This window comes from Senegalia massiliensis (assembly GCF_009911265.1).
Lineage (GTDB): Bacteria > Bacillota > Clostridia > Tissierellales > SIT17 > Anaeromonas > Anaeromonas massiliensis_A.
This window is the reverse complement of record NZ_QXXA01000018.1, coordinates 22,721-48,668: the sequence shown is the minus strand read 5'-3', so window position 1 is coordinate 48,668 and position 25,948 is coordinate 22,721. Positions and strand designations below refer to the sequence as shown.

Here is a 25,948-nt window from a genome sequence, read left to right as displayed (position 1 = left end):
ACGTGTCCTATTGTTCCAACGTTAACATGTGGTTTAGTTCTTTCATATTTTGCTTTTCCCATTATTAATCCTCCTCAATTTTTATAATAACGTATCAAAAAAATGGAGCCCACGACCGGGATTGAACCGGTGACCTCTTGCTTACCATGCAAGTACTCTACCTACTGAGCTACATGGGCATTTAAAACTACTGTAAATAATTGTACTATGTTAAATTTTGAATGTCAATAGATTAAATAGGTAAATCTTTTTCTAATTTCCTTTTTACTCTTTGTAGAGCATTGTCAATAGACTTTACATGTCTTTCTAAATTAATTGCTATCTCTTGATAACTTTTACCTTGCAAATAAGATAGTAATACTTCAAGTTCTAACCCACTAAGTGTTTGTCCTATTTTCTCTTCTATTCTAGATAGTTCCTCTTTAGATATCATAAGTTCTTCAGGATCTGTAACTTTTGCCCCTGAAATCATATCCATTAATGTTCTATCTGACTCCTCATCATATAAAGGTTTGTTCAAAGATACATATGAATTTAAAGGCATATGCTTTTGTCTGGTCGCTGTTTTAATTGCTGTTATAATCTGTCTTGTAATACAAAGTTCAGCAAACGCTCTAAAAGAAGCTAGTTTAGCTGCATCATAATCTCTAACAGCTTTATACAATCCTATCATACCTTCTTGTATTATATCTTCTTTGTCTGCTCCTATCAAAAAATAACTTCTAGCTTTAGCCCGCACAAAGTATTTATACTTTTTAATGAGATATTCTAAAGCTATATTATCCCCCTTTTTTGCTTTTTTAACTATTTCCTCATCACCCATTAATGGGTAAATATCAGTGTATAATTTGTTGATTTTCTTTTGTGCCATGGATTCCACTAATATCTCCTCCAGATATTCCCTGAAATATCAAACTTATATGGTTATTATATATTAGTTACAGTTTGCCAGTCAAGCATTTTAGCTTTTTCTTCGTATTTTTTCGAATTTTTCTAAAATTTCTTTATTCAACCTTTCACCCAATGAATCCTTTTTATATTTAACTTCTTTTTCCTTTTGCTTTTTTATAGAAATCTTTACCCTATTTACTTCAATTTCTAATTCTCTGGCAGATATCCTTGTCCCACCTCTACCTAACACTACTTGTTGTTCTGTCCAGTCAGAAGTTGCAACCCTAACAATTTTATTTCTTCCCATTTGATCTAATTTTCTTTCTATATATCTATCTGCCGTTTCATGTTCCTTTGTATAGACAACAGAAAGACCATATACATCTTCTTCTTTAGTATTACTTCCCTTTACTAAATGAGCATCAAATACTATTATTACATTAATACCTGTAAAAGATTGGTATTCTGACATTATTTCTATAAGTTCATTTCTTGCAGTATCTAAACTTAAGCGACTTAATTCTTTAAGTTTAGCCCAACTATTTATTATGTTATATGCATCTATAAAAAGATACTCTTTTTTATTTTTAGCCATCTCATTTTTTCAATCCTCTTTGCCTATTTACATCATACATTATAATAGAAGCTGCAACAGAGGCATTTAAAGATGAGACTTTTCCTTTTATAGGTATTTTTACTAACTCATCACATTTTTCTTTTACTAACCTCCCAATTCCATTACCTTCACTACCTATAACTATTCCAATAGGTCCTGTCAAATTCGTGTTATAATAATCAGCACTTCCAGCCATATCTGCTCCATATATCCAAACACCTTCTTCTTTTAATACATCTATTGTATTAGCTATATTAGATACCTTTACTACTGGCATATACTCTATTGCTCCTGCCGATGTTTTTGCAACTGTAGAAGTAAGACCCACAGACCTCCTCTTAGGAATTATTATTCCATGAGCACCTACACATTCTGCTGTTCTCATTATGGAACCCAAGTTATGAGGATCTTTAATTTCATCTAATATAATTATAAAAGGATCTTCACTTCTTCTTTTAGCAAGTGCAAATACATCTTCTATATTTTTATAAGTATGGCTTGAAGAAATTGCTATGACTCCTTGATGAGAATTTGTACTACTAATTTGATTAAGTTTATTTTTATGCACATATTGAATTATAATCCCGCGGGATTTAGCTAATTTCTTAATCTCATTTATAGATCCAGTCTTATTTCCATCTTCTATAAATATTTTTTCTATTTCTCGGCCAGATTTTAATGCTTCTATAACTGGATTTCTTCCTTCTATATAATCATTTGTATTCATATTTCTCACTCCTCATATTAGTTTTCTATTATCATATTAAATAACTCTTTTATTCTATCTTGTCTATCTAATAAATATAAATATCCTACTAATGCTTCAAAGCCTGTTGCATATCTATAATCTGATATGTTGGCATTTTTAGGGACACTTTGTGATTTAGTATTTCTACCTCTTTTAACAACTCTAATTTCTTCTTCTGTTAAAACATCCATTAACTCATGTACTATGTCAGATTGTGCTTTTGCTTTTACAAACTCTATAGCTCTTTTATGAAGTTCATTTACAGAAAGTAATTTATCCTCCAATAGAAATCTTCTAATAAACACCTCATATACTGCATCACCTATATAAGCAAGTTGTAGAGGAGAGAGCATATTAACATCTCTCTCACTCCATATCTTTTCATATACCTTATTTACATTTCTCTTTTCCATTTAGTACCTCTCTTTGTATCTTCTAATATTATACCCTTTTCTTTTAAATCATCTCTTATTTTATCTGCTAAATCATAATCTTTATTTTTTCTTGCTTCAAGTCTTTTTTCAATTAATAAAGTTATCTCTTCATCTAGAATTTCATTTTCTTTATATAATAATCCTAATATATCACTTAATTGAATTAGAACATCATAGCTATATTTTAAAGTACCATAAGAAACATCACTATTTAAATTTGTATTGGTATATTTGATAAGTTCAAATATCTTTGATAAAGCATCAGAAGTATTTAAATCATCTTCCATACTCTTTTCAAATTCGACTTTAAATTCATCTATTTTTCCTTTTACTTTATTATCAATATTTATATTGTCTTTATCAGCAGTATCTAGAAGATCTTTCAATTTGTTTTTTCCGTTATAAAGTCTATCGAGACCATTCTTTGATTGTTCTAGTATTTCTCTACTAAAATTTATTGGACTTCTATAATGACTAGATAAAATAAAATACCTTACTATTTCCAGATCATATTCCTTACTTATACCTCTTACTGTAAAAAAGTTTAATTTAGACTTGCTCATTTTTATATCTTCTACATTTATCATTGCATTGTGAAGCCAATAATTAGCAAATGGCTTTCCAGTAAGACTTTCTGATTGAGCTATTTCATTTTCATGATGTGGAAACTCTAAATCATGCCCTCCAGCATGTATATCAATAGTATCTCCTAAATACTTTCTTGCCATTACAGAACATTCAATATGCCATCCTGGTCTTCCTTCTCCCCATGGACTTTTCCAAAAAGGTTCTCCTTCTTTTTTACTTTTCCAAAGAGCAAAATCTACTGGATTTCTTTTTTCTGTATTTACACCTATTCTAGCACCTGACTGCAATTCCTCTATGTTTTTATTTGATAATTTCCCATAATTATGCCATTTACTGATATCAAAATATACGTCTCCATTTACATTATAAGCAAAACCTTTTTGCTCTAATTCTTTTATAAATTCTATTATCTCCTCTATATTTTCTGTAGCTCTAGGATGGATTGTTTCACCTTCTAATATTTGAAGATTGTTAGCATCTATAGTATATTCTTGTATAAACTTATCTGCAATTTCTTTTACTGTTTTTCCTTCTTCATTTGCTTTTTCAATCATTTTATCATCTATATCTGTAAAATTCACAAGGTAGTCCACTTTATATCCTTTTGTCTTAAGAAACCTTCTTAATGCATCAAAAACTATAAGTGGCCTTGCATTACCTATATGGATATAATTATATACTGTAGGTCCACATACATATATTGTCACCTTATCCTTATTTAAAGGTACAAATTCTTCCTTTTTTCTAGTTAAACTATTATATAATTTCATTTTTATTCCTCCCTTATCAATTTTCTTTCTAATTCTTTTATTCTATTATCCATCTCCTTAAATTTATCTGCTATAGGATCAGGAAATTTTGTTTGATCAAGATCTAAGTCTGATATAGGTGTGACTTTCTTTCTAAGAACTACTTCACCAGGTATCCCTACTATTGTTGCATATTCTGGTACTTCTTTTAATACAACTGCACCAGCTCCAATTTTAGCAAAATCATTTACCCTAAAAGGACCTAGCACCTTAGCTCCACTACTTATTACTACATTATTGCCAATAGTTGGGTGTCTTTTACCTTCCTCTTTTCCTGTCCCACCTAAAGTTACTCCTTGATATATAACTACATCATTACCTATTTCAGTAGTTTCACCTATTACTACTCCCATACCATGATCTATAAATACTCTCTTACCTATTTTAGCACCGGGATGAATTTCTATCCCTGTAAAAAATCTTGATATTTGAGATATAATCCTAGCTAATAAATATATATTTTTATTATATAAATAGTGAGATATTCTATGAAGTATGACAGCATGTAATCCTGGATAACATAATAATATTTCTATGAAATTTTTAGCTGCTGGATCTCTTTTATATATTGCATTTATATCTTCTCTTATTCTAGAAAACATAATATTCCTACTTTCTAACACTAATTTTAATATTAAAAAACCGCCTCTATACAAATGTATAGAGACGGTTTTTCCGTGGTTCCACTCTAATTTAAGCATTTAGCTTATCTCTAATAGTTATAACGTAACAAACGTTTTGTTTTACTTTTTTCAAACAAAAAGTTCAAAGGTGCATTTTCAATCTATACATCCCTTAATCCTTTCAGCCTAGGGATTATTCTCTGTTAGGTAGTATAAATTTACTTTTCCTTATCATTACTTTTTAATTATTTAAAATATTATTTTCTACATATTCTATGCGAGTAAGTATATTTTGTTTCCCTAAAACTAAAATTATATTTACCATTTCAGGTCCATGAAGTTGCCCTGTAAGCATAGCTCTTATTGGCATAAACAAATTTTTACCTTTAACTTTAGTTTTCTTTTGAATTTTTTTGATTATTGTTTTTGAAAACTCTTCCTCTATTTCATCTATTTGCTCTAATTCTTCTCTAAAAGCATTTAAAAGTAATGGAACTTGTTCTCCTTTTAATGTTTCTAATACTTTTTCATCTTCTAAATCAATTTCATAATTAAAATATATATTTGCTTTTTCTTTTATTTCAGAAAGATAAGAAAGATCTTCTTTTACAGTAGAAACTAGAGTTTTTATCCAATCATATCTATTTTCCACATCATTATCATCAATATATCCTACCTCTTTTAAGAAAGGTATTGATAAATCTGTTATTCTTTCTAGACTTTCTTCTCTTATATATTGACCATTTATCCAATTTAATTTATCTATATCAAATACTCCACCAGTTTTTGATACTCTATCAAATGAAAATTCTTCTTCTAGTTCATTAATTGAAAATATTTCTTCATTTGATTCTGGACTCCAGCCAACTAAAGCCAAATAGTTAACTAATGCTTCAGGAAGATATCCTTTTTCTTTGAAATCTGATACAGACACATCACCTTGTCTTTTAGATAATTTTTTCTTATCTTTATTTAAAACTGTAGGCAAATGCACATATGTTGGGGCTTTCCATCCAAAAGCTTGGAACATAAATACATGTTTAGGCGTAGATGGTAGCCATTCTTCACCTCTAACCACATGTGATATATTCATCAAATGATCATCCACTACTACTGCAAAATGATATGTTGGATATCCATCTGACTTCATAAGAACTTGATCATCCATATCACTTGTATTAATAGTAACTTTTCCTCTTACTAAATCATCAAATATTATATTTTCATTTTCAGGCAATTTAAGTCTTACTACATAATCTTCACCATTTGCTATTCTAATTTCTGCTTCTCTTTTATCCAAACTTCTACAGTATCCATCATATTTTGGTATTTTACCATCTCTTTTTTGTTCTTCACGCACTTTATCTAATCTTTCTTTTGAACAAAAACAATAATATGCATACCCTTTTTCTATTAATATATCTATATATTTCTTATATATATCTAATCTTTTAGATTGGGTATATGGACCATACTCACCTTTTTCTACAATTTTACCATTTTCTACAAATACACCTTCATCATGTGTTATTCCTGCCCATTCCATAGAATCTATTAAGTTTTCTAAAGCACCTTCTACAAATCTAGTTCTATCTGTATCTTCTATTCTTAAAATATATTTTCCATTATTGTTTCTAGAAAATAAATAATTATATAGAGCCGTTCTAAGACTCCCTATGTGAACAAATCCTGTAGGACTTGGAGCAAACCTTACTCTAATATTACTCATAAAATACCTCCATAAGTTTAAATTTAAACCGTACTTCATTAATTATTGTTATTTATTATATAATATATACCCCTTAATAGCAAGTTACAACTTAAGTCCTTGCTCATTAAAGACTTCTTGAACTTTTTCAAATATTTCATTTGAATTTATTTTTATCTTATCTTCTTTTCCTCTTACAGAAAATTCTACAACTGATTCTTTAGCATCTCTACCTACAGTTATTCTTATTGGAATACCTATAAGTTCTGCATCTGTAAACTTAACTCCAGCTCTTTCCTTTCTATCATCAATTAATACTTCTATACCTTTATCTATTAATTGATTATATAATTTTTCACCAAGTTCCATTTGGTCATCTTTTTTAGCATTTACCACTGTTATTATTACATGGTAAGGAGCTACAGACAATGGCCATATTATTCCTTTATCATCATGATATTGTTCTATTATTGCAGCCATTGTTCTCGTTATACCAATACCATAGGAACCCATCCAAAACTTGCTTGATTTACCATTCTCATCAAGAAAAGTAGCATCTAAGCCATCGCTATACTTTGTGCCAAGTTGGAATATGTTACCAACTTCTATCCCTCTCTCTATTAACAACCCGCTACCACATTTAGGACATTCATCATTTTCTTTAACTAATAACAAGTCTTCAACTTCTTCTGCTGAAATATCATCTATGTTTACATTTTTAATATGATAATCTGTTTTGTTTGCACCTATTATAAAGTTTTTCATCTTTTTAACTCTAGAATCCATTAATATTTTAATATCTTGCTTTAAGTCTATAGGTCCTGCAAATCCTACTTCAGCTCCAGTAACATTTTTTACGCCTTCTTCATCTAACATTTCTAATTCATGTTCAGGAACTTTAAAATGATTTACAAGTTTAGTATGGTTTAATTCTCTATCTCCAGGAATAAGTACTGCTATAACCTCATCAGATATACGAACTAAAAGAGTTTTTACAAAATTAGAAGCATCTATACCAAAAAACTCCACTAAATTTTCTATTGTTTTGATACCTGGTGTATGAATTTCTTCAATTTCTAGATTTTCTTCTTTGTTATCTATACTATATACTACTTTTGCCTTTTCATCTGTAGCTGCATAGTCACAATCTTTACAATAAGCTATCTCACTTTCACCTACACTACTCATCGCAGTAAATTCATGAGAATCGCCATCTCCCATAGCTCCAGAGTCACCTTCTACAACTCTAAAGTTAAGATTACATCTAGTAAATGCCTTTTCATATGCTCTCCACATATCCATATAACTTTCATTCATTCCACTTACATCTTTATCAAAGCTATATGCATCTTTCATAATAAATTCTCTCGAGCGCATCACACCAAAGCGTGGTCTTTTTTCATCTCTATATTTAGTTTGTACCTGATAAATATTTAAAGGCAATTGCTTATATGATTTTAATTCATTTCTTATTAGGTCAGTAAATATTTCTTCATGTGTTGGTCCTAAACAAAATTCCCTTTCATTTCTATCTTTAAGCCTAAACATTTCTGGACCAAAATCAGCCCATCTTCCTGATTCTTCCCATAATTCTTTAGGTTGAATAGCAGACATTAATACCTCTTGAGAACCTGCTTTGTTCATCTCTTCTCTCACAATTTTCTCTATTTTTTCTATTACTCTAAAACCTAAAGGTAAATAAGAATATACTCCTGATACTAATTTTCTAATCATACCTGCTCTTAATAATAATTTATGACTTGGTATTTCAGCATCTGCTGGCACTTCTCTAAGTGTTGGCATATATAACCTTGACATTTTCATATTTAAACCCTCCTATTTTAAAACAAAATAAAAAACCGCCCCTAAAAAGGGACGGATATTCCGCGGTACCACCCTAGTTGACTATAAAAAGTCCACTCTAGACTATAACGATATAAAACCGTAAGCAAATATTGCTTAAGCTCAGGAACAGGTTCAATATTTAGAGGAATGAAAACTTTACAGCCTAGAGTTTTCTCTCTTTGAATCATAAATACTTACTATTTTCCTTCAATGCTTTTAAATTATTTAATTTTATTATATATATTACTAAAAAATTAATTTCTTGTCAATAAAATTTTATTTTTTTATAAGTAAACATACAGAGTGAGATGATATTCCTTCTTTTCTACCTTCAAATCCAAGTTCTTCTGTGGTAGTAGCTTTTATATTTATATTTTCTATTGAAGTATTCAGTGTATCTGATATCACTTTTCTCATATCAATAATATAAGGTGCCATTTTAGGTCTTTGAGCTACAATAACTGCATCAATATTACCTATTATGTAACCTTTGTCATACATACTTTCATAAACTTTTTTCAATAAATTTATACTATTTGCATCCTTAAATTCTGGACTAGTATCTGGAAATTGCTTGCCAATATCTCCTAAAGATAATGCTCCTAATATACTGTCCATTATAGCATGAGTTAATACATCTGCATCCGAATGTCCTAATAGTCCCTTTTCATGTTCTATTTTCACTCCCCCAACAATTAAGTCTCTATTCCTTACTAGTTTGTGTACATCATAACCAATTCCGATTTTCATTTATACATCTCCTATCTATTCTAAAAAATTTTTACCCATTACTAAATCTTCTGGAGTAGTAATTTTTATATTCTTATAACTTCCCATTATCATTTTTACAGAATATCCAAAATGCTCTACTAACATAGAATCATCTGTTACATTCAAATCATTTTCTATACCTTTATTATAACAATCCATTATAACTGAATAAGAAAAACTTTGGGGTGTTTGAACTTTCCACAAATGACTTCTATTAGGTGTGCTTTCAACTATATTATCATCACTAACAATCTTTATTGTATCCTTTACAGGTACACCTACAACTGTAGCTTTATTTACTATAACCTCTTTTATAGACGAATTTATAATTTCATTATCAACAAATGGTCTAGCTCCATCATGAATAAGTACAATATCACTTTCAACATCTATTGCATTTAAACCATTATATACTGAGTCTCTACGTTCTTTTCCCCCAGCAACTATATCTTTTACTTTTTTAAATCCATATTTACTTACTATATTTTTATTACAATAACTTATCTCATCTTCTTTCGCTACAATTATTATATCATCTACAAATTCATTTTTTTCAAACTTATATAATGTATAAAAAAGTATAGGCTTGTCATTTAATAAAATATATTGTTTATTTATATTACTATTCATTCTTTTTCCCATACCTGCAGCAGCAATAATAACTGAAATTTTTTTACTTTTATAGCTCATTTTTTCACCTCAAGTTAATTATAAGAAAAATTCATGAAAAAAGCTACCTTCAAAAGGTAGCTTTTTTTAAAATTATGAAGCTATAATAATTTTTTCACTTATATTAAATTTCTTAAAGTTCTCTTTGAAGTTATATGCTAATTCATTTGCTCTCTCATAGTATCTTTCTTTATCATCCCAAGTATTCACAGGATTTAATATTTCTTCAGGCACGCCATTACATTTTACCGGCATAGATAAATTAAATATATTATCCTTAATATAATCAACACTTTCCAATTCACCATTTAATGCAGCTCTAACCATATTTCTTGTATATCTTAAGTTTATTCTATTCCCTACCCCATATTCTCCACCAGTCCATCCAGTGTTAACTAAAAATACATTTAAATTATATTTTTCAATTTTTTCTCCTAAAAGTTTAGCATATACTTGCGGCTCTAAAAGCATAAAAGGTTCACCAAAACATGCCGAAAATGTTGCCATAGGCTCCTTTATTCCTCTTTCAGTTCCAGCAAGTTTACTTGTGTAACCACTCATAAAGTGGTACATTGCTTGTTCCTTAGTAAGTTTTGAAATTGGAGGCAATACTCCTGTAGCATCTGCTGTTAAAAATATAATATTTTTTGGTATTTCTCCTTTTCCATCAAGTATAGCATCTTCAATATGAGTTATAGGAAATGCAGCTCTAGTATTTTCTGTATATCTATTATCTGAGTAATTTGGATCTTTTGTATTTTCATCTAGCACAACATTCTCAATTATTGAGCCCTTTCTTATAGCGTTATATATTTGAGGTTCTTTTTCTTCTGATAAATCTATACATTTTGCATAGCAACCACCTTCAAAATTAAATACTCCATTTTCAGTAAAGCCATGTTCATCATCACCAATTAGTTTCCTATCATTATCTGCAGACAATGTTGTTTTACCTGTTCCAGACAACCCAAAAAATAATGCAACATCTCCATTTTGTCCTCTATTTGCTGAACAATGCATAGGAAGTACATTTTTAAATGGTAATAAATAATTCATCACAGTAAACATAGATTTTTTTATTTCTCCACTATATTTTGTTCCACCAATTAAAACCACTCTTTTTTCGAAACTAATAACTATAAAGGCTTCAGAATTTAAATTATAGTGTTCAGGCTCTATTTTTAAATTTGGAACAGCTATAACAGTAAAATCATTTTTGAAATCGTTATCCTTGTCCATATTTTCTATAAACATTTGCTTGGCAAATAGATTTTGACTTGAAAGTTCATTTATAACCCTTAGAGGCATTCTATATTTTTGATCAGAACCTACAAAACCTTCAAATACATATAATTCTTTATTTTCTATATAATCTATAACTGTTTTTGATAGCTTATCAAAATCTTCTTTTGAAATAGCTTTATTTTGAGAGTTCCAATTTATATTATTTTTAACTAAGTCTTCTTTTACAATGAATCTATCGTGAGGAGACCTCCCTGTATATTTTCCAGTATTTATACTTAAAGCTCCGTTAGAAGCTAACATAGCATTTTCCTTTTCTATTGCTATATTTATTAATTCATCCTCACTCAAATTAAATTTTACATTTCTAGATTCTAAAATATTTTCTATATTGCCATTAATGTTATACAAAATATTTACCCCCTTGGATATTTGTTTTAAAAATTATTATTGTGTTATATATTATAGCATAATAATAACATTAGTATAACATATATAGTATAAAAAAATATATTATTTTTGTCATATTTATTTTTGATTACAAATAAAAAAACTCTGAAATAAATTCAGAGTTTTATCCTGCTTGTTCAATCATATATTTAGGTTTCGCAAATATCATTCTACCAGCAGCAGTTTGAAGTACACTAGTAACCATAACATCCAATGTTTCTCCAATATGCTTTCTACCGCCATCTACTACTATCATAGTCCCATCATCAAGATATGCAATACCTTGACCTGATTCCTTACCATCTTTTATAACTTGAACAATCATCTCTTCACCAGGTAATACTACAGGTTTAACAGCATTTGCAAGTTCATTGATGTTTAATACTTCTACTCCATGAAATTCTGCCACTTTATTTAAATTGTAATCATTTGTAACTACCATACCATTTAAAAATTGTCCTAACTTTAATAACTTACTATCTACTTCAGATATATCTTCAAAATCTTTATCATGAATTATAACTTCTATGTCTATTTCCTTTTGTATTCTGTTTAAAATATCAAGTCCTCTTCTACCTCTATTTCTTTTTAAGGAATCAGATGAGTCTGCTATATGCTGTAATTCTTCTAATACAAACTCTGGTATAACAAGGGGGCCTTCCATAAATTTCGTTTCACATATATCAGCAATTCTACCATCTATTATCACTGATGTATCCAACACTTTTGGTTTTACTCTTGATTTAGGATAATCTTTTTTTACAATTTCCTCTTTTGGTGCAGATTTCTTAAATAGATTTGTAAGTACTGCAAAATCTTCTCTTTTCTTTGTAGTAACATTAATACCCAGATATCCAAATAATAAATATAATACCACAGCTGCTGGCACTGTTATATAAGGTATATCCAAATTAAATATAGGTTGTGATATTAAATAAGCAATTATCAAACCTACTATAAGTCCAACAGCACCTAATATAATATCCGTTGCTGGAATCCTTTGCAATTCACTTTCTACACTAGATCCTATAGAGTTACCTAAATTTATGATTTTTGGTGATAATATAAATACTATAATTCCAACTAAAGCACTAATAACAATATAACTTACTAATAAAAAAACGTCTCTTTCAATGAAATCTAAAACGCCCAAATTTTCTACTGTCAATGCAAGCCCAAATCCCAAAAGAAATCCAGTTAAAGTCAAAATTATTCTCAAAACTTTATTTACCAAGCATTTCACCTCCTATAAATTAATTATGTCCAAAAAAACAATATATATAACTTATTTACCACGATTATATTAAATCAAGCAAAACCAATATAATTTTTACAAATTTTTAACAATATCTAATTAAAAATAAAGCGTCTAAATAGACGCTATTTTACTATATCTTCTATTAATTCATCTGCTTGAATTTCATCTATTTCTTTTGCTAAAACTATTTCACTTACTAACATTTGTTTTGCATTATTTAACATTTTTCTTTCTCCTGTAGAAAGACCTTTTTCTCTATCTCTAATTAAAAGATTTCTAACTACACTTGCTATTTCAAAAATATCTCCACTTTTGATTTTATCCATATTAGCTCTAAATCTTCTATTCCAATTTTGTGGCATTTTTGTTTTATCATCACCTAGTACAGCTAAAACTTGTTCTAGTTCTTCTAAGCTTATAACTTCTCTAATCCCTATATCTTCTATGTTATCCATAGGAACCATTACCTTCATTTCTCCCATGGGCATTTTCATAATAAAATATTTTTTCTTTTCACCTAATATTTCTTTTTCTTCTATACCTTCTATGATTCCAGCACCATGCATAGGGTAAACAATTTTATCTCCAATATCAAACATATAAAACCCTCCCACATTATAAACATACTCATAAAGACAGTATACAATATTATAGCTTTCTTGTCAAATTTAACATTTTACCACATAACTCAAACGTTTGTCAACTGAATGTAACAATATTTGATAAAATTCTACAATTTACTTGTTTTTAAAGAATATATGATTTATAACTTCTCGTAAAGTCTTTAACCTTATAACTTTTATATTTTTAAACTTCATATTATCTTTTAAGGAGTCGGCTGCAACATATACTTTTTTAAACCCCATTCTCTCTATTTCATTTATTCTTGACTCAATAGAAGGCACTTTTTTAAGCTCTCCTGTTAATCCTACATCACCAATAAACACAGTATTACTTGGTATCCCTTTATTTTTTATGGAAGAAACTATACTCATTATAATAGCAAGATTAACAGAGGTTTCAGTTAATTTAAGTCCTCCTGTAGTCTTTATAACTACATTCTTGTCATATAGAGAACTTCCTCCTCTTTGCTCAAGTATTGATATAAGTGTATTTAGTTGGTCTTTTCTTAGGCATTCCCCTATCCTAGATGGATATGGAGTAAATGATGCTGATACTAAGGATTCTATTTCTACAATAATAGATCTTGATCCTTCTTTTATAACAGATATAGCAGAACCTGCAATTACTTCATCCTCTTCTCTACGTGTCATAAAATACTCTGACGGATTTTCTATAGGAACCATACCATCTTCCTCCATAGAAAATATCCCAAGTTCTCCTGTCCTACCAAATCTATTCTTTTTAGGAGTAAGTATTCTAAGTTCTTCTTCGTTATCTCCTTCTAAGAAAAGAACTGTATCCACTAAGTGTTCTAATGTTCTAAGCCCAGCCATTTCATTGTTTTTAGTCATATGACCTATCATAATAATAGCCCTTGGTCTGTTTTTATTTTTAGCTACATTTACAGCAGCATTTGCACATTCCATAGTTTGAACTGGAGAACCGGGTTTTGAATTATGTTCTTCAAGTGAAAATGTTTGTATACTATCCATTATAACTATATCAGGATCAACTTCTTCAATAGATGTAAGTACATTATCCATACTGGTATCAGACAAAAGCCAGATATTATCCATTTTATCCTTTAAGATTCTATTTGCTCTATTTTTTATTTGACTTTCACTTTCTTCACCTGAAGCATAAAGTACTTTATATCCTTTATTTGATAAATCGCCAGATACTTCAAGTAACAATGTGGATTTACCAGCACCTGGTTTTGCTGTTAATATAATCACAGAATCTTTTACTATTCCACCACCTAAAACTCTATTGAACTCATTCATACTTGTAACTATTCTATCGCTATCTTTTGAATCTACTTCCATTAATCTCTTTGCTTTCTTCAATTGTCTTTTATTATTTGAACTTATAATATTTGTTTTATCTATAATTATCTCTTTAAATGTATTCCATTCATTACATGTAGGACATCTTCCCATCCACTTTGCAGTTTCATATCCACATTCATCACATACAAATTTAGTTTTTGTCTTTGCCAATACTATCACCTCACATATCAATTATATCAAAAAAACAATAACAAAACATATGTTTTGTTATTGTTTTTATAAGGGATTATATATTATATTTACTTTACCATTTTCTGATTCAACTATTTTACAATCAACGTCATAAATATTTTTAATTGTTTCTCTTGTTAACACTTCTTTAGGAGTTCCATATTCAATTACCCTTCCCTCTTTTAAAGCATATATTTTATCACAAAATAATGAAGCTATGTTTAAGTCATGAATAGCTGATACCACTGTTATATTTAATTTCTTTACTATATCCATTAATTGCAGTTGATATTTTATATCTAAATGATTAGTTGGCTCATCTAATACTAAGCATTTGGCTTTTTGGGCAAGTGCTCTTGCAAGTATTACCCTTTGCTTTTCACCTCCAGATAGAGTTGAAAAATTTCTTTTTGAATAATTAGTCATACCTACTTGTTCTAAACATTCATATGCTATTTTAAGATCTTCACTATTGTCCTTTTCAAAAATTTTTTTATGTGGTGATCTTCCAAACAAAACCATATCAAGTACAGTAAAATCAAATTGAGTATCATTATATTGTGAAACTACAGATATAAGCTTAGCAGTTTCTTTTACATGATAGTTATTTAGATTTTTATTTTGTATAAATATAGTACCACTATTAGGTTTTAATACTCTATAAATACATTTTAAAAATGTACTTTTCCCACTTCCATTAGGACCTATTATTCCAACAAATTCTTTGTTTTTAACATTTATATCTATAGATTTTAATATTTGATTATTCCCTAACAAAACATCTATATCTTTAGTTTTTAAATTCATTAATTTTTCCCTCCAAAACCATAGGTTCTACTAACTATAAGATATACAAAGCTTGGAGCTCCGATTAATGATATTATTATCCCTACTGGTACTTCACTACCTTGGATTATTAATCTTGATATAACATCTGACCATATCAGAAGAATAGAACCTATCAAAGCTGACATTAAAAGGATTTTTTTATGATCTGTTCCAAAAATTAATCTTGCTATATGAGGAACTATTAATCCTACAAACCCTATTATACCTGCATTAAACACTAAAAAACCTATAATAATTGAAGTTATTAATAAATAAAATTGCCTATATCTTTGTAAATCAGTACCTAAGGTAATAGATACTTCATCTCCTAATAACATTAGATTTAAAGTTCTATATTGTGTTATAAAAAATATAGTAGAAATAACTACTACAGGAATTGCAATTTTTAAGTTATCCCAATTTGCTCCACTAAAGCTACCCATAAGCCAAAAAGCTACAGTTCTCATACCCTCTCTGTTTTCAGAAGTATATATTATAAAACTTGAAAATGAAGAACATAATGTACTAATAGCCATACCTGCTAATAAAAGTTTTGTAGAAGTTGGTCTTCCCCCTAAATTTGCTAAAGCAACTACCATAATTGAAACTATAAAAGCCATTATAAAAGCACTTATACCAACATAGTTAGAACCTAATGTAGTTCCAATGCCAAGCATTATAGCAAGAGTAGCACCAAGTGAAGCTCCTGATGAAATTCCTAATATATATGGATCAGCTAACGGATTTTTTACAACTGCTTGCATAATAACTCCAGAAACCGAAAGACCCATTCCAACAATTATGGCTAAAATTATCCTTGGTAATCTTACTAACCAAACAATATCAATAATTGCCCTTGATAAATTATCAATAGAACCTATATTAAATATTTTATGTAATATTATTCTATATATATCTTTCACTGAAATATCTATTGAACCAAATGTTATTGAGTAAAAAAAAGAAAATAATAAAAATAAAACTAGAATAATAGAAACACCTATATAAGTAGGTGTTTCTATTAAACATTTTTTATTCTTAAGGTTATTTGAATCTTCCATTATCTATTCACCTTTCATATCTGGATAAATCCCTTCAATTATAGTATTTATTCCATCCATAGTTCTAATACCACTTGCATAAACTTCACTTAATACAATAGGGTTTACTCTATCATTTTTAACCGCAGAAATACTTCCAAGAGCAGGATTATCCATTATGCTATTAACTGCTTCTTCTCTATCTATTGAATCACCATAATATACTGTAAAAATAACATCAGGGTTTAAATTTATCAAATCTTCCATCCCTATATTTTTTTTAGCAACTAAATCTGCTCCTACTTGAGTTGCTATATCTCCACCTATACTATCTTCTCCATATATTCTATATTGTCCTTCTTTTCCTACTTCTAAAATAACTGTTTTTACTTTTTCTTTACTCTTTACGCTTTCTTTAGCTTTTTCAATTTGTTCTTTCATTTCTTTTACAATCTTATTAGCTTTATCTTCTACATTAAATATTTTTCCCATATTAATTATATCTTGATACTCATTTTCTAAAGTGTTAGGTGATTTAACACCGCTATTCTGCTGGATATAAGTATTGATGTCTCTTTCATGCCAAAAAGAAACATCGCCATAAACCTTCTCTGCAAATAAAGAATACCAACTAGTAATAAAATCAGGTTCCAATGCTAATATCTCTTCTTTTGTTGGAAGTTGCTTATAATATTTTATTTTATCAAATGATTCCTTAAATTCTTCTTTAACTGGATCATCTAAATATGAAGCTGCTACTATTTTATCTCCTTGATCTAAAGCTAAAAGTGTTTCTATTGCACTTTGGTATATTGCAACTACCCTTTGAGGAGCTTCATTAAACGTTATTTCCACTGGCTCCTTAGCCCAATTATAAGTAGTAACAGTTACAGGATAATGAGAACTTTCATTGCTTTTATTGGATTCATTTTTTTCTACAACTGTTGATTCAGTATTTGACTCTTTTGAATCACTATTATCATTCCTACATCCTACTAAATTCACTAAAAAAATTATCAATATAAAAATACTTAGTTTTTTAATTATTCTTTTCATTTATTTCACCTTTCTATTAATGAGTTCCCTCAATTACTTTTATTCCTTTAGATTTAAATATATTTACTATTTCTTCCTTCTTCTCTGCTTTACACTTTACTATACATACACCTATATGTACTTTAAATATATTATTTTTTACAAATCTATCTGCTAATTCATTTACCCAATCTTTTGACTCACTAGAACATATTTGACATGTAAAAAAAGATGATAGATTTATTTCTTCATTTTTATAGCTTTTAAAATATTTTTCTTTATTATTAAAAGCTTTAAAACATCCCATTGTTGTGCAAATTCCATTTACCTTTTCACATATTCCAATTGCTATATTCATTAAATTCACTCCTAACATATGAATAGATTACTCTATATAGGATAGTTCTACTAAACACTTATAATTGACAATATAGATCTTCTATTAATCCTATAACTTATAACGAATTTATTCTAAATTACTAATATTATAAGGTATTATATAGTAGTAATTGTAATCTAAACATAAAAAAATCAGCATATATTTGCTGACTTATTACTAATAAAAAAACCTTTCTAGACATAGAAAGGATATTATCAAATAACACCTCCTCATCCTCGTGAGTAATAAACAGCGCTTACACTATTGGCAGGTCTCCTGACTTAAGAATAACAAATCTTATACCTTCCCATGTTCATCATAGTGGTATTCATAAGATTCTATCTATTACAGTGGCGGGACCGTGTCGGTATTTCACCGAACTTCCCTTTTAAACAATTTAACATTAAATTGTACCAATATAGCTATATTCAATTTGTTTATAATATATCATTATTAGTTAAAGTTGTCAATTCTGTCGTCAAAAATAAAGTTTGATAATTAAAATTAGTGGTAAAAAATATATTAGATATCTATTATATTTGAAAGGATGAGATTTATTGAATAAAACTATCGAAAGTCAATTAAATCACCGTACAATTAGGAAATTCAAAAATAAAAAAGTAGATGAAAATACTTTAAACACATTATTTAAAGTAGCAAATCGTACTGCTTCTAGTATAGCTATGCAATCTTATAGCATAATTCGTATAACTGATGATAAAACAAAAGACAAGATAAGTAAAATATGTAACCAAGACTATATAAAAAATTTTCCAGAGCTAGTTATATTTATAGTTGATGTATATAGAAATGCTAGAATATCAGAAGAACTAGGGGAAAATTTACCTCATAAAAAAGATATGGATAGATTTTTTCAAGGATTTACAGATGGTGCAATAGCTGCTCAAAATATGATTACAGCTATTGAATCATTAGATATGGGTACTGTTTATCTAGGAAGTATTTTAAATGACCCTCAAGCTATCATAGATCTATTAGAACTTCCAAGACTTACATTTCCTATAGTAGGAGTTGGCTTTGGTTATCCAGATCAATATCCTATGTTAAAACCTAGAATGGATATATCTCTTAAAGTATTTGAAAACAGGTATAAAAAACAAGAAAATTATCTAGAATCTATAAAGGAATACGATAAAGAAATGAAGGAATACTATGATTTAAGAAATGAAACAAAATCTCTTGATGAATTTAGTAAACAAGTAGTTGAAATTCTTAAAATGGAAAACGAAAAAAGAAGTAAACTTTTAAATGTAGTTAAAAATCAAGGGTTTAATTTAAGAATTGAAGATAAATAAAAAATGTTGTTTAGGAAATTTCCTAAACAATATTTTTATTTATAACAGGACTTTTCCTATTTTTAGTTGATTGTTCAAGACCATATGCAATTTCAAATAATACAGATTCATTCCATTCTCTAGTTAAAAATTCTATACCTACCGGAATACCAATCGGTGCTGTTTCCGTTTGATTTGTAAATCCAGCAGGTAATACGCAAGAAGGAAATCCAGTTATAGCTCCTAATACTCCATTTCTATCTACTTGAGATTCACCTACTTTTACAACTGGTCTTTTTTGATGAGGATATAAAATTGCATCTAATTTATATTTTGCCATAAGTTCCATTACTAAATTTTGTAGTTCAATCCTATTAACTATTCTTTTATTATATTCAGGCATACTTCTATCAATAGTTTCTGCAAATTTAATATTTTTTTCTATTCCCTTATGATATTTCTTAGATTTTATTATATCATTAAGTGAATTAACTTTGGATCTTGATCCCAACTCTTTTAAATATTCATTTAAGTCTTCTTTTAATTCATAAAGATGTACACTTGTTTGTTCTATTAACTTATCAGCATCTATATTCTCATAAATATTTACTACCTCAGCACCATTGTCTTCCATAACTTTTAAATTACTATATATTATGTCATTTACTTGTTTATGTATTTCTTCATTACCAAAAAAACTTTTTAATACTCCAATTCTTTTCCCATTCAATCCTTCTGTGTTTAAGTACTTTGTATAAGTTTTAGGGATATTTCCTATAGACCATGCTGTCATTGGATCCTTAACATCATATCCAACAATTGCATCTAATACCTTTGCCGTATCTTCTACAGTACGCATAATTGGTCCAGCTGTATCTTGAGTCAATGAATAAGGTATAATTCCACTCCTACTTACTAACCCAACAGTTGGTCTAAATCCTACTAAATTACATGCTGAAGCAGGAGACCTTACAGAATTTACTGTATCTGTTCCTATCCCTATTAAACCAAAATTCATAGCTACTGCTGCACCAGTTCCACCACTAGAGCCCCCAGGTGTTCTAGTTAAATCATAAGGATTTAAAGTTTGTCCAAGTATGGAACTTACTGTTTCACCCCATATTGCAAATTCATGTAAATTAACTTTTGCTATTATTATAGCACCTGCATCTTTTAGCTTTTTAGTAATAAAAGCATTCTTTTCAGATTTTACTTCTTTTAAGCTAATAGAACCTGCTGTAGTTTCAGTACCTTCTAAATTAATATTATCTTTTAACAATACAGGTATTCCATGCAAAGGTCCTGTTAATCCTGATTTTTTAAATTTTTCATCTAATTCATCTGCTATTTTAAATGCATTTTTATTTATCATAATTACAGAATTAATCATAGGGCCTATTTTGTCACATTTTTCAATTCTATCTATGTACTTTTTTATAAGTTCTTTACAAGTCAAGCTACCATTTTTAAATTCAGTATGAATTGAGTCTATAGTTGCTTCTTCTAAACAAAACTTTTCTTTTTTCATCCTTATCTCCTTTATATAAAAATATGTTGTAAAGTAATATTAAATATTATTCAAAATATTTTTTACTTCTAATTCTAATTCATTTAAGTTATTTTCTAATTTATTAATATTTTGATTTAAATCTGAAATTATAACCTCTATTTCTCTCATAGCTGCATTAACATTGTTTAATGAATCTTTTATTTTTGACTGCACAAACCAATCAGACAATATACCATCAAAGAAAAAATCTGCAAAAGATACAAAAGAAGATAAATTAACCTGAATACTTGTAAATTCATTTACATCTGATAATTCTTTTTTAAATTTTTTAAGGTCAAATTGAGCAGTTTTTGCTATATTATTTGCTTCATTTATGGCTGAATGTTTAGCCATATTAGAAATTAGACCACCACCAAGTATATCCCAAGTACCCCAGTTCCTTGCACTATTAAGTTTTTCTTCTACAAGATCTAAAGAACTTAATGCATCTTTACCAGCATTTATAGCTTCTCTTAATTCTTTCATATCTACTTTAAGTTGATCTATATTTAAAATTTTATTTTTTAATTCATTCCCTAAATTTCCACCTTCTCTAATTAATAATTCTTCCTTTTCTTTTATTAAATCCTCATATCTTTTATCAACTTTTTCATAGTTTATCAATAATTGGTTAGTATCATCTAGCTGGGTTTCCAACTCATTAATCTGTTTAATACAATCTTCATATCTAAGTTTTGCTATAATATATTCTTCTTTTTCTTTATCAAGTTTTTCTTCTTTCTTTCCTGTTAATGATAGAAATATTGAACTTAAACTTAAATCTTCAAGTTTTTCAAAGTCTTTTCTTTCTTTTTCTAATATTTTCTTTAATTCTTTTTGTTGAATTTTCTTTGTTTCAAGTTCTTCCTCTATTGTTTTTTTCAATGATTTGAGCTTTTTATTTTCTCTTAATTTTTCTTTAATTACCAGTATTTCTTGATTTATTTCTGTAAGCATATAATATCTCCCCTAAACTTTAAAATTCTAATAACAATAATTCTTTATTCAACTTAAGTTTTTTATAGTTATAGTATATCAGAAAAGGGCTATAAAATAATTATCTTATAGCCTTTAACTTAGATTTCATTTATTTATTTTTTCTTTCTTTTCTTTATAAATATTACACCTAGTAATACTAAAACACCTAAAATTAATATATAAGGTAAGGCATATACTAGCCATATTATAAAGTTTTCTAATGCTATTTTAAAAGCAAATATTGAATTAGTGAATGCATTTTTCAATCTAGTAATAAGTGAATTATCTACATTATCAGTATTGGAAAAATTTCTTACTTCTATTAGCTGTAAATTTAAAGTAGTATATTCAATTTTTTCATCTATAGATTTTAGACTTTTTTCTAATCTTTCTTTTTCATAAATAGTATTAGTAAGTTCAGATTCAATAGCTATGATATCTTCTATTTTTTCTGCTTTTTCCAAAAGTTCCAACAATCTTTTTTCTTTTGAAGTTACTAGCTTTAATCTAGATTCTGTATCTCTATAAAGTTTTGTTACATCTTGATTGTTTTTGCTTTCTTCAATTATATTTCCTATTTGACTTAAGTCAGTTTTAAATTTTTCTAAACCTTCTTCTGGAATTCTTATTGAATAGTCTCCATATCTATAGTTTTTAGAATAACTAGAGCCTCTAAAATTCACATTAGAATTTTCTATAAAAGATTTATGCTTTTCAATTAAACTTTCTAACTCTGATCTTGTCTTTTCAAAGTCAAGTGTTTCTAGGCTCATAAAATAAGTTGAAATTATTTTTTCGCCCTCTGCTATTTCAGATCTCTCTACTTCTGGTGTATTAAAATCAGCTTCTTCATCTGAAATTTCCTTTTCTAAAGTATTCATAGAATACTCATTAGTTTCATCATCCTGTCCACTACAAGCTGAAAATAAAGATATAAATATTATTAAAGAAAATAATATTAAAAAATATTTTGTAATTTTTTTCATAATCATTCAGCTCCAATCATTTATTAATACTTCGGACCTTTATATCATCAAAAATTCTTCTCTCACTTCTTTTGGAACTAAGCTTCCTCCTGTACCCCAGCATAAATGTGTAATATTTTCTTCTTTATATTTAGAAGATGTGAATATTGGGCCTAGAAATCCAGCTAATGCTGAAGGCTCTAAAAATATATTTTCTGATTTATATAATGCTTTTAAAAAGATATGTAACTTTTTATCTTCTATAGTAAATGCTCCGGTAAGAAGTTTATCCATGATCTCACTTGCAATAGGGGACGGTCTACCAACTGCCAATCCATCAGCTTCAGTTTTATTATCTAATCCAATATCTTTGACAGAAATTTTATCATATTTTCCTGTTGCAAGCCCTAATAACATTGCAGGAGAATGAGTTGGTTCTGCAAAAAAACATTTTACATTATCTCCATACACAAGTTTAAGTCCATAAGCAACCCCTCCAGGACCACCTCCTACTCCACAAGGTAAATATACGAATAAAGGATTGTCTTCATCTACTAGAATTCCCATATTATCTAATTGTTTTTTAACTCTCATACCACCAACTGTATATCCTAAAAATAGATTTTTTGAATTTTCATCATCTATAAAATAACTCTTAGGATCTCTATCAGATAAATATCTTCCTTCTTTAACAGCTATAGAATAATCATCTTCATACTCTACTACTTTAACACCTTTAGATCTAAGCAAATCTTTTTTCCATTTCTTAGCATCATATGACATATGTACTATCACCTTAAATCCAATCTTAGCACTTATAATTCCTATACTAAGTCCAAGATTGCCTGTACTTCCTACTTGTATAGTATATTGTGAAAAGAAATTCTTAAACTTTTCTTCTGTTAATATTCTATAATCATCATTTATGTTAAGTAATCCTTGTTTTAGCAAAAGTTCTTCTGCATATTTTAAAACTTCATATATTCCTCCTCGAGCCTTTATTGAACCAGCTATAGGAAGCAGATCATCTCTTTTCAAAAGAAGATTTCCATATATTTTAGTATCAAAAATATTCTCTATTTTATTTTTCATTTTATATATTCTATTTATAGGAGATTCTATAATTCCATCTTTAGTCTCTGGAAAAACTTTTTCAATATAAGGTGTAAACCTCAAAAGCCTTGACTCTGCTTTCTTTACATCTTCTATATTAATAGAAAAATCATTCATATTCGGGTAAGCTATATAATTGGGATTATACCAAATTATTTCATTTAATGATTTTAATCTATCAATAATATCCATTTATAATCACATCCTTTTTAGTTATGAATTTTTACTTAAATATCTTTTTAAGAACTTTAAAAATATCAAATGAGGTTTTATTATATGCATATTTTTTAGAATTTATTAACCAGCCGTATCCTTTAGGCATTTTAAGTCCTGAACGATGTACTATTTGTCTTTTTATACTAGTTTTTGCAGCTATTATTTTCTTTAAACTAGGTTTTCTCATTCCTATATTAAAACTCTATATACTAATATTATTCTATAAAAAGTATATAAATCCTTTTAAAAATAAGACTCTGTTAAAGTTTAATGTTGATATTTATTATAAAAATGAAACTTCCATAAATTAGGAAGTTTCATTTTTATAATATTTGCTTGTTCAACTAACGTACCCGTTAGTGCAACAAGGAAATTCTTAATCTACTTTTAGTTTAATTGCTCTAGTAGCAATAAAAGTTTTGATATGCTTATCAATGATTCTTGTTCCGCCAAAATCATCCTCATAAAAACCTGTAATAACAAAACCAGCGTCTATCTGTCCTTGGATTTGGTCTTCTAAAGTATGTGCATATTCTATTGTTTGACTAGAATCGATGTAACCTTGAACTTCATCCTTTGGTAAATAATCCAATGTAGATGAAGGTATAGAATGTTTAACATCTAAAATACCTTTTCTTTCTTGATTGTCATCAAAAATCCATAATAAAGGGTTTGTAAATCCAGAAATCAGAATTCCATTATTCTTTAAAACTCTTGAAACTTCATTCCATACAGGTTGTACATCTTTTACAAACAAATTAGATACAGGGTTTACTACAATATCAAAATATTCATCTTCGAAATCACTAAGGTCCGACATATCTCCTTGTATTGTTTTCAAAGTTAATCCATCACGTTTCGCTACCTTTTCATCTTATTCTAGTTGCTTTTTAGATATATCAGTAACTGTTACATCTGCTCCAGTGGCAGCTAAAACGGGGCCTTGTTGCCCTCCACCTGATGCTAAACAAAGTATCTTTAACCCGTCTAATGATTTTGGAAACCATTTTCTAGGAACTGATTTTTCTGTGGTAACTGTGATTTCCCATTCACCTGACTTACTTTTTTCTATTATTTCACGACTTACAGATTTAGTGTATCTAGAGCCTTCCTCTACCTTTTTATCCCAAGCATTACTGTTCTGTTGTGTCGTATCCATTGTAACCCCTCCTAATTGTATAGTTTCATACTAAGAATTACATTATTTAAGTATTGAATGTCAATTCTTAAATAATCCTGCTCCGTTAGTTGAACAAGCAGTATTGTTTATATCGTGAATCTAGATAACCTAAGTATATCATATGTCTCCATATTTTGTATTAAATTTCCTTTAATCATCAAGTCATTCATAGTAATAGGATTCCTTTGATGTTGAATGAATTCTAACACTTGAAACCAAGCCAGATAATTGTTAACGTTCTAGATATGGTATAGTCCCTTTGTACGAACCTTATCATCAGACTTGAATTGATAAATATCCATACCTTTTCAGCAGATTTACGAAGATAGTATCCTTCTATCATACATTCGATGAATTTAATCCATTGATTAAGATGGCGTGTTCGATATAGAGTAGTATTTGTTAGGTCAGTAAATATCTTTTTACACGCTTTACAGCTATAACATTGCTTTTCTGATGGATTTAGTTTTTGAATGGCTTTAAGAATATCAGTTGCTCTCACGTTTATCACCAACTTTTATATAGTTAAACCCATTACAGAACATAAGTTCCTATAAACCAATTAATCAACAAC

At 28.4% G+C, this 25,948-nt stretch carries 25 protein-coding genes, 1 tRNA gene, 2 pseudogenes, 1 riboswitch and 2 other annotated features; of the genes and pseudogenes, 1 reads left to right on the top strand and 27 read right to left on the bottom strand.

Translation table 11 applies throughout. The features are described from left to right. Window positions 1-103: 103 nt before the first annotated feature. The 19 genes from D3Z33_RS14580 to D3Z33_RS14490 all read right to left on the bottom strand — a co-directional run bounded on the left by D3Z33_RS14580 (window position 104) and on the right by D3Z33_RS14490 (window position 18,057). A tRNA-Thr gene (locus D3Z33_RS14580) sits at window positions 104-179 on the bottom strand. 53 nt (window positions 180-232) lie between these two features. Beyond that, complete coding sequence (sigH, locus tag D3Z33_RS14575) at window positions 233-871, bottom strand: RNA polymerase sporulation sigma factor SigH (protein ID WP_160198512.1); 639 nt, start codon at window positions 869-871, stop codon at window positions 233-235. 90 nt (window positions 872-961) lie between these two features. Further along, window positions 962-1,486, bottom strand: a complete 525-nt coding sequence (locus D3Z33_RS14570) for an NYN domain-containing protein (RefSeq protein ID WP_160198509.1) — start codon at window positions 1,484-1,486, stop codon at window positions 962-964. 1 nt (window position 1,487) lies between these two features. Beyond that, window positions 1,488-2,234, bottom strand: a complete 747-nt coding sequence (gene rlmB / locus D3Z33_RS14565; protein ID WP_160198508.1) for a 23S rRNA (guanosine(2251)-2'-O)-methyltransferase RlmB — start codon at window positions 2,232-2,234, stop codon at window positions 1,488-1,490. Between the two features lie 17 nt (window positions 2,235-2,251). Next, window positions 2,252-2,668, bottom strand: coding sequence for a Mini-ribonuclease 3 (locus tag D3Z33_RS14560; protein WP_160198507.1), 417 nt, complete (start codon window positions 2,666-2,668; stop codon window positions 2,252-2,254). Further along, on the bottom strand, window positions 2,650-4,047 hold the full coding sequence (gene cysS / locus D3Z33_RS14555; protein ID WP_160198506.1) for a cysteine--tRNA ligase: 1,398 nt from the start codon (window positions 4,045-4,047) through the stop codon (window positions 2,650-2,652). Before cysS ends, D3Z33_RS14560 begins: the two co-directional genes overlap by 19 nt. A gap of 2 nt (window positions 4,048-4,049) precedes the next feature. Continuing rightward, window positions 4,050-4,787 carry a serine O-acetyltransferase gene (gene cysE / locus D3Z33_RS14550; RefSeq protein ID WP_160198505.1) on the bottom strand — a complete coding sequence of 246 codons (738 nt, stop codon included), beginning with the start codon at window positions 4,785-4,787 and terminating at the stop codon, window positions 4,050-4,052. Further along, window positions 4,746-4,953 (bottom strand) — a binding site (T-box leader). (Overlaps the previous gene by 42 nt.) Further along, on the bottom strand, window positions 4,951-6,438 hold the full coding sequence (gene gltX / locus D3Z33_RS14545) for a glutamate--tRNA ligase (RefSeq protein WP_160198504.1): 1,488 nt from the start codon (window positions 6,436-6,438) through the stop codon (window positions 4,951-4,953). (Overlaps the previous feature by 3 nt.) An 84-nt stretch (window positions 6,439-6,522) precedes the next feature. Next, on the bottom strand, window positions 6,523-8,241 hold the full coding sequence (locus tag D3Z33_RS14540) for a proline--tRNA ligase (protein WP_160198503.1): 1,719 nt from the start codon (window positions 8,239-8,241) through the stop codon (window positions 6,523-6,525). Window positions 8,242-8,285: 44 nt separating this feature from the next. Then, window positions 8,286-8,482: a binding site (T-box leader), on the bottom strand. Window positions 8,483-8,538: 56 nt separating this feature from the next. Then, window positions 8,539-9,012, bottom strand: a complete 474-nt coding sequence (ispF, locus tag D3Z33_RS14535) for a 2-C-methyl-D-erythritol 2,4-cyclodiphosphate synthase (RefSeq protein WP_160198502.1) — start codon at window positions 9,010-9,012, stop codon at window positions 8,539-8,541. Between the two features lie 15 nt (window positions 9,013-9,027). Further along, the gene (gene ispD, locus D3Z33_RS14530; RefSeq protein WP_160198501.1) at window positions 9,028-9,723 is read right to left on the bottom strand and encodes a 2-C-methyl-D-erythritol 4-phosphate cytidylyltransferase; all 696 of its coding nucleotides are present in this window, start codon (window positions 9,721-9,723) and stop codon (window positions 9,028-9,030) included. A 72-nt stretch (window positions 9,724-9,795) separates the two neighbouring features. Continuing rightward, complete coding sequence (pckA, locus tag D3Z33_RS14525) at window positions 9,796-11,346, bottom strand: phosphoenolpyruvate carboxykinase (ATP) (RefSeq protein ID WP_160198511.1); 1,551 nt, start codon at window positions 11,344-11,346, stop codon at window positions 9,796-9,798. A gap of 172 nt (window positions 11,347-11,518) precedes the next feature. Beyond that, window positions 11,519-12,628 (bottom strand): PIN/TRAM domain-containing protein, encoded by a 1,110-nt coding sequence (locus tag D3Z33_RS14520; protein WP_160198500.1) that lies wholly within the window; start codon window positions 12,626-12,628, stop codon window positions 11,519-11,521. A gap of 146 nt (window positions 12,629-12,774) precedes the next feature. Further along, window positions 12,775-13,251 (bottom strand): CarD family transcriptional regulator, encoded by a 477-nt coding sequence (locus D3Z33_RS14515; protein WP_160198499.1) that lies wholly within the window; start codon window positions 13,249-13,251, stop codon window positions 12,775-12,777. A 138-nt stretch (window positions 13,252-13,389) separates the two neighbouring features. After that, window positions 13,390-14,775 carry a DNA repair protein RadA gene (gene radA / locus D3Z33_RS14510; RefSeq protein ID WP_160198498.1) on the bottom strand — a complete coding sequence of 462 codons (1,386 nt, stop codon included), beginning with the start codon at window positions 14,773-14,775 and terminating at the stop codon, window positions 13,390-13,392. A gap of 66 nt (window positions 14,776-14,841) precedes the next feature. Continuing rightward, window positions 14,842-15,603 carry an ABC transporter ATP-binding protein gene (locus D3Z33_RS14505; protein ID WP_160198497.1) on the bottom strand — a complete coding sequence of 254 codons (762 nt, stop codon included), beginning with the start codon at window positions 15,601-15,603 and terminating at the stop codon, window positions 14,842-14,844. Next, window positions 15,603-16,685, bottom strand: a complete 1,083-nt coding sequence (locus tag D3Z33_RS14500) for a FecCD family ABC transporter permease (RefSeq protein ID WP_160198496.1) — start codon at window positions 16,683-16,685, stop codon at window positions 15,603-15,605. Before D3Z33_RS14500 ends, D3Z33_RS14505 begins: the two co-directional genes overlap by 1 nt. A gap of 3 nt (window positions 16,686-16,688) precedes the next feature. Next, the gene (locus D3Z33_RS14495) at window positions 16,689-17,720 is read right to left on the bottom strand and encodes an ABC transporter substrate-binding protein (protein WP_160198495.1); all 1,032 of its coding nucleotides are present in this window, start codon (window positions 17,718-17,720) and stop codon (window positions 16,689-16,691) included. A gap of 16 nt (window positions 17,721-17,736) precedes the next feature. After that, entirely contained in the window at window positions 17,737-18,057 is a 321-nt protein-coding gene (locus tag D3Z33_RS14490; RefSeq protein ID WP_160198494.1) for a CGGC domain-containing protein, read from the bottom strand. Between the two features lie 270 nt (window positions 18,058-18,327). Then, a riboswitch (cobalamin riboswitch) is annotated at window positions 18,328-18,511 on the bottom strand. Window positions 18,512-18,635: 124 nt separating this feature from the next. Here D3Z33_RS14490 and D3Z33_RS14485 point away from each other — a divergent pair. Beyond that, on the top strand, window positions 18,636-19,394 hold the full coding sequence (locus D3Z33_RS14485) for an NADPH-dependent oxidoreductase (RefSeq protein ID WP_160198493.1): 759 nt from the start codon (window positions 18,636-18,638) through the stop codon (window positions 19,392-19,394). 22 nt (window positions 19,395-19,416) lie between these two features. Here D3Z33_RS14485 and D3Z33_RS14480 read toward each other — a convergent pair whose 3' ends face one another. The 8 genes and pseudogenes from D3Z33_RS14480 to D3Z33_RS14450 form a co-directional block, all read right to left on the bottom strand. Next, window positions 19,417-20,901, bottom strand: coding sequence for an amidase family protein (locus D3Z33_RS14480; protein ID WP_160198492.1), 1,485 nt, complete (start codon window positions 20,899-20,901; stop codon window positions 19,417-19,419). Window positions 20,902-20,940: 39 nt separating this feature from the next. After that, entirely contained in the window at window positions 20,941-21,879 is a 939-nt protein-coding gene (locus D3Z33_RS14475) for a hypothetical protein (RefSeq protein ID WP_160198491.1), read from the bottom strand. A gap of 134 nt (window positions 21,880-22,013) precedes the next feature. After that, window positions 22,014-22,886 (bottom strand): DUF4349 domain-containing protein, encoded by an 873-nt coding sequence (locus tag D3Z33_RS14470; RefSeq protein ID WP_160198490.1) that lies wholly within the window; start codon window positions 22,884-22,886, stop codon window positions 22,014-22,016. Between the two features lie 39 nt (window positions 22,887-22,925). After that, window positions 22,926-24,170, bottom strand: a complete 1,245-nt coding sequence (locus tag D3Z33_RS14465; protein WP_160198489.1) for a D-serine ammonia-lyase — start codon at window positions 24,168-24,170, stop codon at window positions 22,926-22,928. Between the two features lie 31 nt (window positions 24,171-24,201). Continuing rightward, window positions 24,202-24,381 carry a hypothetical protein gene (locus D3Z33_RS14460; RefSeq protein ID WP_160198488.1) on the bottom strand — a complete coding sequence of 60 codons (180 nt, stop codon included), beginning with the start codon at window positions 24,379-24,381 and terminating at the stop codon, window positions 24,202-24,204. 189 nt (window positions 24,382-24,570) lie between these two features. Continuing rightward, window positions 24,571-25,044 (bottom strand): annotated as a pseudogene (locus D3Z33_RS16825) (methyltransferase domain-containing protein); the annotation flags it as partial. A 24-nt stretch (window positions 25,045-25,068) separates the two neighbouring features. Beyond that, window positions 25,069-25,353: a class I SAM-dependent methyltransferase gene (locus D3Z33_RS16820; RefSeq protein WP_243153522.1), complete on the bottom strand. Its 285-nt coding sequence runs from the start codon at window positions 25,351-25,353 to the stop codon at window positions 25,069-25,071. A 107-nt stretch (window positions 25,354-25,460) separates the two neighbouring features. Beyond that, window positions 25,461-25,876, bottom strand: a pseudogene (locus D3Z33_RS14450) (hypothetical protein). Window positions 25,877-25,948 lie beyond the last annotated feature (72 nt).